General features: G+C 61.1%; 6 protein-coding genes. 3 read left to right on the top strand and 3 right to left on the bottom strand.

The window, feature by feature from the left end:
- Positions 1-121: 121 nt before the first annotated feature.
- From FFR93_RS23710 to FFR93_RS23700, 3 genes are all read right to left on the bottom strand, one after another.
- Positions 122-2,368, bottom strand: coding sequence for a glycoside hydrolase family 2 TIM barrel-domain containing protein (locus FFR93_RS23710; RefSeq protein WP_138394996.1), 2,247 nt, complete (start codon positions 2,366-2,368; stop codon positions 122-124).
- A gap of 201 nt (positions 2,369-2,569) precedes the next feature.
- Positions 2,570-3,568, bottom strand: coding sequence for a LacI family DNA-binding transcriptional regulator (locus FFR93_RS23705; protein WP_064708592.1), 999 nt, complete (start codon positions 3,566-3,568; stop codon positions 2,570-2,572).
- Between the two features lie 9 nt (positions 3,569-3,577).
- Entirely contained in the window at positions 3,578-4,582 is a 1,005-nt protein-coding gene (locus FFR93_RS23700; protein ID WP_138394995.1) for a Gfo/Idh/MocA family oxidoreductase, read from the bottom strand.
- A gap of 202 nt (positions 4,583-4,784) precedes the next feature.
- Here FFR93_RS23700 and FFR93_RS23695 point away from each other — a divergent pair, with 202 nt between their 5' ends.
- The 3 genes from FFR93_RS23695 to FFR93_RS23685 all read left to right on the top strand — a co-directional run bounded on the left by FFR93_RS23695 (position 4,785) and on the right by FFR93_RS23685 (position 7,975).
- Positions 4,785-6,077, top strand: a complete 1,293-nt coding sequence (locus FFR93_RS23695) for an extracellular solute-binding protein (RefSeq protein WP_064708594.1) — start codon at positions 4,785-4,787, stop codon at positions 6,075-6,077.
- Between the two features lie 97 nt (positions 6,078-6,174).
- Complete coding sequence (locus FFR93_RS23690; RefSeq protein WP_138394994.1) at positions 6,175-7,062, top strand: sugar ABC transporter permease; 888 nt, start codon at positions 6,175-6,177, stop codon at positions 7,060-7,062.
- 1 nt (position 7,063) lies between these two features.
- Positions 7,064-7,975, top strand: a complete 912-nt coding sequence (locus FFR93_RS23685) for a carbohydrate ABC transporter permease (protein ID WP_138394993.1) — start codon at positions 7,064-7,066, stop codon at positions 7,973-7,975.
- The last annotated feature ends 8 nt before the right edge of the window (positions 7,976-7,983 follow it).

The raw sequence follows: 7,983 nt of genomic DNA, 5'->3' as shown, positions 1-7,983 counted from the left end.
CAGAATACACGCCTCGCATTCAACCTCGACAAGGCGGTGTTCTTCGATCCGGACAGCCAGGCGCGCATCGCGTGACGCCACCCGCGGAACCTCTGAAAAGACGCGCCAGGACGCCTGCGCGTCAGGCGGTGGCAGTCACGGCGAGGGTCACCGGCGCGAAGCGGGAAGAAACCGCTTCCACGGTGATCTCGCCGATCAGGCCCGTCGCCTCCAGCCAGAAGCCTGCAGTGCCGCCCTGCAGCGGCACATTGGCCGGACCGACGATCCTTGCAGGCCCATGCACCTTCAGCGAAATGCTGTCATTCATGAAAGGCAGGCGCTGACCGCACTGATCGAGGGCACTAATGATGACGCGGGTGCTGTCGCGTTCGCGCGCCTTCAACGTCGAACTGTCGGCAATCATTTCCAACGTCGTTGGCAAGGGATCGGCTGCCAGCTTCAGGCTGACCACCGGTTCGCCGGCGATATAGCCGGTGAAGGTGCCGTCGATCCATTCGAGACCCCAGGTGCCGAGCTCGTCGGCGGTGAAGTGACGATGGTCGAGCACAACAGGTGGATGCGGAAGATGCGGGTAATTCTCGCGATCGGGGCCGATGCGTTTGCTGAGCGCGCCATACTGCAGCTCCACCTCGTCGCAATTGGTCAGGATGATCAGCGGCAGCACGCCGCCGATATTGCGCTCGCCGCGCGCCCAGAAGGTCACCGGCTTCATGACGATCTCCTCGGAAGGATCGCACTGGCTGATATAGGCATAGGCTGCAAATTTCGGCTCGCGGAACATGTCCATGACGCCGTGATAACAGATGCGGTCGCCGGAGCCGAAATCCTTGTGGGTGTTGTAATCGAACATGCACCAGCCAATGGCGCCCGAGATATCCGGATCGCCATAGGCGGCATTCAGCACTTCCAGATGACGGCGCACATGTTCGGCCTGGCGCTGTTCCTGGTCATAAATCTTCGTCGGATGCATGTGACCGTTGAACTCGGTGATGAGGTACGGCACCTTATGCGACAGGCCGGTATTTTCCTGCTGGCCACGTAACACGGTGCGCGGCCGGTTGGCGCCCGGCAGTTCCTCGTTGCCGAGGATGAAGTCGTTCATCGTATAGACGTCCTCGAGCAGCTCGCTCTCGGTGAGATAACGCACGCCGCCGGTCTGGCGGGTGCTGTCGAGCTCACGGGCGAGCCGGTTGGTCTCGACATAAAAATCATGATTATCCTGCGACTCGTTGATCCGCACGCCCCAGATGACAATCGAGGGATGGTTCCAGTCGCGCTCGATCATGCGGCGGACATTTTCAATCGATTCCTTTTGCCAGTCGGCATCGCCGATATGCTGCCAGCCGGGAATTTCTTCGAAGACGAGCAGGCCGATCGCGTCGCAGCGGTCGAGGAACCACTTCGACTGCGGATAGTGCGAGGTGCGGACGATATTGCACTTCAGGACGTTCTTCATGATGTCGGCGTCCCGCTCCTGGGCGGACCGGCCGGCGGCATAACCGACATAGGGGAAGGCCTGGTGGCGGTTGAGGCCGCGCAGCTTCAGCGGCTTGCCGTTCAAGAGGAAGCCTTCCGGGGTGAATTCGGCAGTGCGGAAGCCGAAGCGGGTGGAGAGACGGTCGGAGCCGTGCTCCGTCCTGAGTTCGACGGTGACTTCGTAGAGAGTGGGATCGGTGATGTCCCAGAGCGCGATGCCGGCAAGACCGCCGAAGGAAAGCGTCGTGCGGTCGCCGATCGTTTCGGTGGCCGCGGTGGCGATCACCGTGCCGTCCGCCTGTTTCAGCGCAGCAGTAACCGTCGCCGAGAAGCTGCGACGCTCGGGGTTGGCGATATCGACGCGGATCGTTGCCGATTTCTCCGAAGCGAGAACGTCTGTGGTTTCGATCTTCAGATTGCGGATTGAAACCGGGTCAGTGACTTTCAGCCAGACGTCGCGGTAGATGCCGGCATAAGTCAAATAATCGATGCGGCCGCCGAAAGGCGGAATGTCAGGGTTCTCGCTGCCATCGATCTTGACGGTGACGAGGTTTTCGCCCCTGAGGAGCTTGCCGGTGAGGCGGGCTTCGAAGGGCGTGTAGCCATCCTTATGGGCGACGATCTCCTCGCCATTCAGATAGACGACGCTGTCGGCCATGGCGGCGTCGAAGACCAGCGAGACCTCGCGGCCCTCGAATTCCGGCAGCCAGCGCAGTACCTTCTGATAGGTGAAGGCGCGCTGATAGCTCTTCTCGTCAAAATAGTTGAAGGGCAGCTCGACGGCGGTGTGAGGCAGGCTGATCGACTTGGCGCCATCGAAGCTTTCGAGCAGGCGTTGACCGAAGCCCTCGTGGAAACTCCAGCCTTCATTGAAGGAAACGACGGAACGCATATCAGGCTCTCCCGGTTGTGGCATCAGGAGCCGTGCAGCACCCTTCCGCGCGTGAGAATCGGGTCATCGGATATTCCTCCTTGATGCAATAAGGCGAGAGCCGTTCAGGCGCTTCACGTCGAATCTATTCATGCGATGGGCATTAGCTTTTTTCGGTGATGCCGTCATCCGGAACCGCCTCACACGTCCTGATGGCATGCATCAGGCAGTCGAGCCCCAGCGGGGGGTGCAGGTGAGCGTGATACTGTGCGGGCCGTCGATCCCGGCGTCGTGGCGTTCGATCAGTTCGACGACCGCGTCGATGAAGGCCACATGGTCGAGGCTCAGCGTCGTGAGGTCGTTGCAATCCCAGGCGGCCATGGCGATGCCATCCTGGCCAACGATGGCGATATCATCAGGCGTGCTTTTGCCAAGCACGCGGCGCGCGGCATCGCGCGCGCCGATCGCCATGACGTCGTTGCCGCAGATGATGGCGCCGACCTTGTCTCGGTGCATCAGGAGCACGGCTTCCTTGAAGCCGGAATCATAGGAATAATCGCCGACGGCCTGCGCTTCGAAGGTAAGGCCGCGTTTGGCGAGCGCCTCGGCGAACCATCCGCGCCTCAGCTTGTCGATCCAGCTCGAATTGGTGCCGGAGAGATAGGCGAAGCGCTTCTTGCCGTCCCGGACGATCTTGTCGATGATTTCGTCGGCGGCCTTGGAGCCGTCGATGCGGATGCTGGAGACGTTTTCGTTTTCGAGCGGCTCGAAGGAGACGATGATCGGTTTCGTCGTGTGGAAAATATCTACGGCATCCTGCATCGACACCATGTCGGAAAAGATGACGACGTGATCGACCTGATAGGTAGAGGCAAGCCGCATCAGCTGCAGCCGGTCGGAATGGTCGGCGCAGCAGAGGATGATAGGCAGCAGCTGCCGCGCCTGTAAGCGGTGGACAAGAAGCTGCTGCTCCTCGGCCTCGCAGGGGTTGCCGATGGCGTTGACGACAAGGGCGACGAGACGCGATCGCTGATTGTTCAGCGAACGGGCGATGGCGTTGGGCTGATAGCCATATTCACGGGCGACGGCGAGAATGCGGTCGCGCGTCGCGCGGCCGATGCGCGAATCCGGCGAGAAGGCACGGGAGATGGTGGCGGAGGAGACGCCGGCGAGTTTCGCCAGCTCTTTCGAGGTAATCCGCCGTTTGTTCGTTCCGCTCATCTTCGCCTGTCAGGCGGTGATCCTGACGGACGCGCCGCCGGCCGCCGCCGATTCCTTGATTGCATCCCACAGCCTAGCGAATCTGAGGCCCATTTCAACGGAGCCAGAGTTTTCGATTTTCCCCTCGCGAATGGCGAGGAAATTTTTCATGGGATTGCCGAGAATCTCAGCCTCCTCGCGCGTGCCCGCGCCGCGCCCATCGATGATCTCGCGCCAGCCGCCCCAGGCGTCGATGCGTACGATCGCCTTCGAATAGAAGAAGGTGATGTAGGAGGCGCAGCCGGGTGGTCCTTCGCCGGCTGCCGTCAGCGTCGCCAGCGCGCCGTTCTTCAGCCGCGCGGAGACGGCGGTGGCGATGTCGACCTTTTTGCCGTGGTTGTTCATGTAGGCGGAAATGCTGTCGAAATCGGAGTTGGCGAGCAGGCAGACCGTGTTCATCATGTGGGCCCCGGTATCGAACATGAAGCCGCCGCCTGATATCTCCGGCTGCTGTTTCCAGTGGCCGTCGTAATTCGACGACCAGCTTTCCCAGATCATGCCCGAAATGGCAATCAGCTCGCCGAATTCGCCGGAAAGCGCCCGCCGGCGGGTGTCGAGCACCAGCGGCGACAGGCCGCCCTGGAAGGCGGTGACGATGGTGACGCCGCTCTTCTTCTGCTCGGCGATCAGCCGCTCCGCCTCGGCGACCGTCGTGACCATCGGTTTTTCCAGGAAGAGGTCGAGGCCGGCCTCGGCGACGGCGATCGCCTGCTCGGCGTGGAAGGCGTGCGGCGTGGAGACATAGACGATATCGAGCGTGCCCTTCATTTCGGCGAGCATCTTTCGATAGTCCTCGAAGCTTTTCGGTTCGGACGCACCGGCAGCGAGGCAGACATCAATCAGGCGTTGGCGCGAGGCGGGCATGGTGTCTGCCAGTGCTGCGAATTCGATCTCCGGCATCGCAGTCCAGCTCGCGGCATATTCCGCTGCCTTCAAGCCGGCGCCGATGACGCCGAGGCGCAATTTTCCAGGCATGAAAATCCTCCTCTGGGGAATTGTGCACACGATTACACAGAGGAGCTGGAGCTGGCAAGTAATAAATATAGCAAGAAAAGTCAATAGGTTAATTCTCGAATGACAATCCTTTCGAAAAGGTTCTTGTCAGATAATGGAATACGTGTACATTTTTGTCGGCGGTGCTGGAGGGCGCCGTGGCTCTAAAAGAGGGAGGATTTCGTTGAAGAAGACGGTTCTTGGTGGCCTGTGGGCCATCCTGCTGAGCGCGGTTTCGACGCTGGCGCAGGCTGAAACAATCCGAATTGCAAATCACGGCCAGGCCGGCATCGACGCGATGAAGTCGACGGTGGAACGGATCGAAAAGAAATACGGCGTTACCATCGAGGTCGTCGAATATCCGGCGCCCGACAAGGACTACTTGACCAAACTCCTGACGGAGCTCGGCGCCGGCAACGCGCCAGACCTGTTCTCCATTCCGACGACGGCTGCCGTCGCCGACATGGTGGAAGCCGGCTACCTCGCGCCTGTCAGCAAGGAGTTCAAGGCCTGGGACGGCTACGCCAACCTCTATGACGTCGCCAAGGAGCTTGCCGTCAGCCCCGATGGCGAAACCTATGTAATGCCGTTCATGCTCGGTATCCAGGAAATCTACTACCGCAAGGACGTTCTCGAAAAGGCCGGCATCTCCACTGAGCAGCCGAAGACCTGGCGGGAGCTTCTCGACCGGGCGGCCGAAATCAAGCAGAAGACAGGGGCCTACGGGCTGCTCTTCCCGGCCGGCGTCTCCTGGGGAAGCGGTGCCTTCGACGAAGGCTTCCAGCACCTGCTTGTCGGCTCCAAGACGCCGCAGCTCGTCGATGCCGAAGGCAAGCTCGACCTCAACGGCGAGGGCATCAAGGATGTCTTCGGCGTCTACAAGGAACTGATCGACAAGGATCTGATGCCGACGCAGCCGCTGCTCGGGCCAGAGCCCTGGGTTGTGCCGAAATATCAGATGTTCCCGGCCGGCAAGCTTGCTGCGACTACCTGCGGCTCGTGGTGCTATATTTTCGACTGGGGCCGCGAGAGCAAGAATCCGATTCCTGACGTGACGAAGGTGGTGGGCACCTGGACGGTTCCGGGTCAGAGCGGCGGCCAGTATGTTCTCGCCAACCTTGCCGCGCCGTGGGCGGTCAATTCGAAATCGGCCAATACGGAGCTCGCGATCAAGGCGCTGATGGAGATCGGGTCCATCGAGACGCAGGTCTCCTATGCGGCGCGCATCGGCAATATCCCGGCCAGCAAGGATGCGGCTGACAATGCCGACTTCCAGAAGTTGACGGAACTGGTTCCGATCCATGCTGCGGCGGAAAATGGCGTGTTCCTGAAGCAGGCCTCCGGCTTTGGCACGGTCTCGGAAGGTGTCGCTCGGGCCACCGAAGCGCTGCTGCGCAAGGAAACCGATGCCGCCGGCGCACAGAAGATCCTCGTCGACTATGTCAAGGAGACGCTCGGCGACGACGTGGTCAAGTAAAGCGTCTGCCTTCTTCCTCAGGACGGGACGCGGCGCCGTCGCCGCGTCTTCCCGTGTTTACTCGAAAAGCCGGTTCATTCGACAGGTGTGAGCTTCCATGGTCCGAAACTCTCATGAAAAGCGGGCCGAGCGGCAATGGCTGCTGATCCTGCTGCCCTCGCTCGTTCTGCTTTTTGCCTTCGTTATCTACCCGGCGGTCTATTCCATATATCTGAGCTTTACCAACGAGGCGTTGACGGGGGCGGCGGCGCTTCGACCCCGCTTCGTCGGGCTGCGGAATTATACGCGGCTGTTCAACGACGCGAAGTTCTGGAACGCCCTGTTCGTCACCTTCGTCTTCGTCCTCGGTTCCGCAGTGGTCGGCCAGTTCGTGCTCGGGCTCATCTCGGCAATCGCGCTGCGCCGGCCGATCCGCTTCCGGCGGATCTTCTCGTCGATCATCCTGCTGCCGAATGCCGCCCCGGAAGTCGTGGCTGGTTTCATGTGGATCTCGATGCTGGCTGGCGGCGACAATGCCACGCTCAGCCGCATCGTCAGCTTCTTTGGTGTCACACCGGCCGACTGGCTGCAGGTCTTTCCGCTGTCGATGATCGTCATCGTCAACACCTGGCGCGGCATCGCCACCGCGATGATCCTGCTGACGGCCGGCCTCAGCACCATTCCCGCGGAGATCTATGAGGCGGCGCGGATGGATGGGGCGACGCCTTCGCAGATGTTTCGCCGCATCACGCTGCCGCTGATGATGCCGACGATCCTGCTCTACATGCTGATTTCGGCCGTCTCGACCATCGCAGTCTTCGGGCTCGTTTATGCGCTGACGCGCGGCGGACCTGGCGGGGCGACGGAGGTCATCAGCATCTATATCTACAATCAGTCCTTCACGGCGTTTCAGCTGGGATATGGCGCCGCGGTCGCCGTCGTCGCGCTGGTGATCTCGCTGATCCTTGGCATTGCCTATGTCCGGGCCATGAAGGTGGAGGTCTGACATGGCCGTCGTTTCCCCGAGCGAGAGCGCAAACAAGGGTCGTTCCGATCTCATCGCCTATGCGACCTTGTCGCTGATCTCGATCTTCTGCGCCGTACCGTTCTTCTGGGTGCTGCTCGCCTCATTCGACGGCAATGCGCAGCTTTTTCTCCATTGGCCGAAGCAGTGGACCTTCGCCAATTATGTAAGAGTGTTCAGCAAGGAGGACGGCGCGAAGTGGCTGTTCAACTCGCTCTTCGTGGTCGGCAGCGCCACTTTGCTCGTCATGGTGCTTTCGGGGCTCGGAGGTTATGCGCTGTCGCGCACCAGGGCCTGGTGGAAGCTGCCTTTCCTCTACGCGATCCTGCTCATCCGCGTGCTGCCGCCGACGGCGCTCGTCGTGCCGCTCTACAAGTTTCTGCTGACGCTGAACAATGCTGAAGCAGCGGTGCTGAGACCGATTTTCGGCAGTTACGCGCGCGACATCATGCGCTGGACCGGCTTCATCGACGGTTATCTGGGGCTGATCCTGGTGCTCGCGACGATGCAATTGCCGCTGGCGCTGTGGATCATGAAGACCTTCTTTGACGGGCTGCCGCGGGATTACGAGGAGGCGGCGCTGATGGACGGAGCCACGCTGATCCAGCGCATCCGCCGGGTGCTCATCCCGCTGGCTTTGCCGGGGCTTGCGGCCGCCGGGCTGTTCGCCTTCATGTCGGCCTGGGGCGATTTTCTCTTGCCGCTGATCTTTCTGTCATCGCCGGAGCTGCAGACGCTGCCGCTCGGCCTGTTCCGCGCCTTCCTGCGGATCAACGAGATCGACTACGGCCTGCTGACGGCGCTCGCCTTCATCTACCTGCTGCCCGCCGTCATTGCCTTCGGCTTTGCGCGCCGCTTCCTCGTCCAGACGTTCTCGGGCGGCGTGAAGGGCTGAGATCAAGA

It is taken from the genome of Rhizobium sp. MHM7A (genome assembly GCF_005862215.1).
Classification (GTDB): domain Bacteria; phylum Pseudomonadota; class Alphaproteobacteria; order Rhizobiales; family Rhizobiaceae; genus Rhizobium; species Rhizobium bangladeshense.
Note: the sequence above shows the minus strand (reverse complement) of the source record. Positions and strands in the feature narration are given on the sequence as shown.